We start from the raw sequence: 2740 nt of genomic DNA on the forward strand, positions 1-2740 counted from the left end.
AGTCAGTTACCTAATTTTCAGGGAAAAAGTACCTGAATTTTACCCCCGATCCCTCCAATGGTCGGCACTTTTTGAGGTCAAAAAAGTCTAAAAGCCTTATCCAACAAGGTTTTTAGATTTATTCAGCAAGCCCTAGTTAGGGAACAGGCAACAGATGGTGTACTTTATAAGACTGAGAAACGCTATAAATGATTAACGAAATACATCAGACTACAATCACACCCAACAAAAAAGCTCTAACTTGCCCGGGCAAAACCTCTCACAGATATCTCTCCAGTTGCAATGGAAAGATAACTTGAGGTCTAACTGATTAATTATGCTCCTAAATGAGCTGCTAACTCTTCCGAACCGCCAATTAATTGCCCGTTAATGAAGACTTGCGGGGTGGTGGTATTGCCACTCATGGCCCGCAGAGAACGACTGGTGGCATCGCGTCCGAGGATAATTTCTTCGTATTGTAGCCCTTTTTCTTCTAACATTTTCTTAGCCCGGAGGCAGTAGGGACAGCCCACTTTCGAGAAAAGAGAGACTAAAGGCGGCTTTTTGGCTTCTGGGTTGATGTAGTTTAACATCGTTTCTGCATCGGAGACTTTGAAAGGATCTCCCGGTTCTTCCGGTTCGATGAACATTTTCTCGATAACACCATCTTTGACTAGCATCGAATAGCGCCAAGAACGTTGACCGAAACCTAAGTCAGCTTTATCGACTAACATCCCCATTCCTGCGCTAAATTCGCCGTTACCGTCGGGAATCAAGACGACATTATCACATTCTTGATCTTTTGCCCACTCGTTCATGACAAAGGTATCATTCACCGACAAGCAAACAATACTATCTACGCCATTTTCCCGAAAAACTGGGGCTAATTCGTTATATCCGGGTAAATGAGAGGTGGAACAGGTGGGAGTGAATGCCCCGGGTAAGGCAAAAAGAACAACGGTTTTTCCTTTGAATAATTCCTCGCTGGTGATGTTCACCCATTGATTATTTTGACGCACGGGAAAGGTGACATCGGGAACTCTCTGCCCTTCTCGGTTTGGTAGCATAATCGTCAACTCCTAATCGCTAAGTCGTACTCATTTCGAGTTTGTATAAATTAAGTGTAATCATAACGACTACGAGTTGTCAACAAGTATTTATACTTAAATCAGGAGATAGGAGACAGGAGGCAACAGGCAACAGGCAAGAGTCTCCAAGAAGGAATCTGGCAATTCTCCCACCTAAAAAGAAGATTAGAAACTAAGTACATCAAAGCTTTTAGCTGAACAAATAAGGTTTTAGATTCGTCCGTTGTTATCAGTTACTTCTGTCTCCTGTATACTGTCTCCTGTCTCCCCACTTCCCCACCTCCCAATTCATAATTCATAATTCATAATTCCCACTTCTCCCCACACCCAACCCCTTTTTTTACTGAAAAATGATGTTTTCCTTCCTGAAAAAAAGCTATAAATGGCTAGGACTAGCGATAATAACGGTGATTTTGGCGATTACACCCGCCGTCATTGCCCAATCAACCACTAGCACCATACCTCTGGCAAAAATTAACTGGTTACAGGCGATTTTTTTGGGATTTGTGCAGGGAGTGACGGAATTTTTGCCGATTAGCAGTACCGCTCATTTAAAAGCGATTCCCGTCTTTTTGGGTTGGGGAGATCCTGGTGTCACCTATACAGCAGTGATTCAATTGGGCAGTATTGCGGCGGTATTGTCCTATTTTTGGCAGGATTTAAGGCAAATATCCACGGGAATGGTGAAAGCGGTGGCTAGTTCCGATTATCGTTCCCAGGATTTTCGTTTAGCCGTGGGGATTATCCTAGGCACAATTCCGATCGTTTTCTTCGGTTTGTTAATGAAACTTTTCATTCCCGATTTAGATAACTCCCCCCTGAGAAGCATGACAGCGATCGCCTGTGCCTCCATAGTCATGGCTTTACTCTTAGGTACGGCCGAAAAAATCGGGAAACATAAACGCAGTTTTGAGACTTTGCGACAAAAAGACGGGGTTTTAATGGGATTAGCCCAAGCTTTAGCCCTAATACCGGGGGTATCTCGTTCTGGGTCCACCTTAACTGCCGGGTTATTCATGGGTTTAGAAAGGGCCGTAGCGGCGCGATTTTCCTTTCTGTTAGGCATTCCGGCGATAACTTTAGCCGGTTTAGTGGAATTTAAAGGAGTTCTCGACCAGATTAACACCAGTGAATTAATTCCCCTGGCTATTGGGGTAATTTCCTCGGCGATATTTTCCTATCTTTCGATCGCCTGGTTATTAGATTATCTCAAAAAACAGAGTACCTGGGTTTTTGTCTGGTATCGTCTCTTTTTCGGGGTTACTATCCTGATTGGTGTGGCCTGGGGGCGTTTTTCCTGACCTTTTGGCATTCTAATTAGGGTTTGCGGCAAAAAGTTTGTTGGTGGGGACAGGGTGTGGGGTGTGGGGTGTGGGGTGTAGGTTTTTACAGATTTTCATCTGGTCAATTACCTAATTTTTAGGGAAAAAGTCCCTGAATTTTCCCCCCGATCACTCCCAGATATGGTACTTTTTGATTGACAAAAAGTCTAAAAGTCTTACCCAACAAGGTTTTTAGCTTTATTCAGCCAGCCCTAATTAATTTCTAAAAAATCTTGCAATTTTTGTAGATAAGTAGGGGCATCTTCTAACATGGGAAAGTGAGCAGTATTAGCCATCTCCACATACTGGATATTATTATTCAAATCCGCCGCCATTTTGCCCATTTTGGCA

3 protein-coding genes are annotated in these 2740 nt (G+C 43.4%); 1 reads left to right on the forward strand and 2 read right to left on the reverse strand.

What is annotated here, in order from left to right:
• Positions 1–314: 314 nt before the first annotated feature.
• Entirely contained in the window at positions 315–1046 is a 732-nt protein-coding gene (locus IM450_RS09380; protein WP_125731266.1) for a glutathione peroxidase, read from the reverse strand.
• Between the two features lie 371 nt (positions 1047–1417).
• Between IM450_RS09380 and IM450_RS09385 the strand changes: the two genes are divergently transcribed.
• A complete protein-coding gene (locus IM450_RS09385; RefSeq protein ID WP_043998160.1) occupies positions 1418–2368 on the forward strand; it encodes an undecaprenyl-diphosphate phosphatase in 951 nt (316 codons plus the stop codon).
• A gap of 233 nt (positions 2369–2601) precedes the next feature.
• On the opposite strand, the gene IM450_RS09390 is transcribed toward IM450_RS09385, so the two are convergent.
• The coding region (locus IM450_RS09390; RefSeq protein ID WP_287664376.1) for an alpha/beta fold hydrolase at positions 2602–2740 on the reverse strand (139 nt) is incomplete at its 5' end.

Source organism: Microcystis sp. M083S1, assembly GCF_020246405.1.
In the GTDB taxonomy this organism is placed as follows: Bacteria; Cyanobacteriota; Cyanobacteriia; order Cyanobacteriales; family Microcystaceae; genus Microcystis; species Microcystis aeruginosa_C.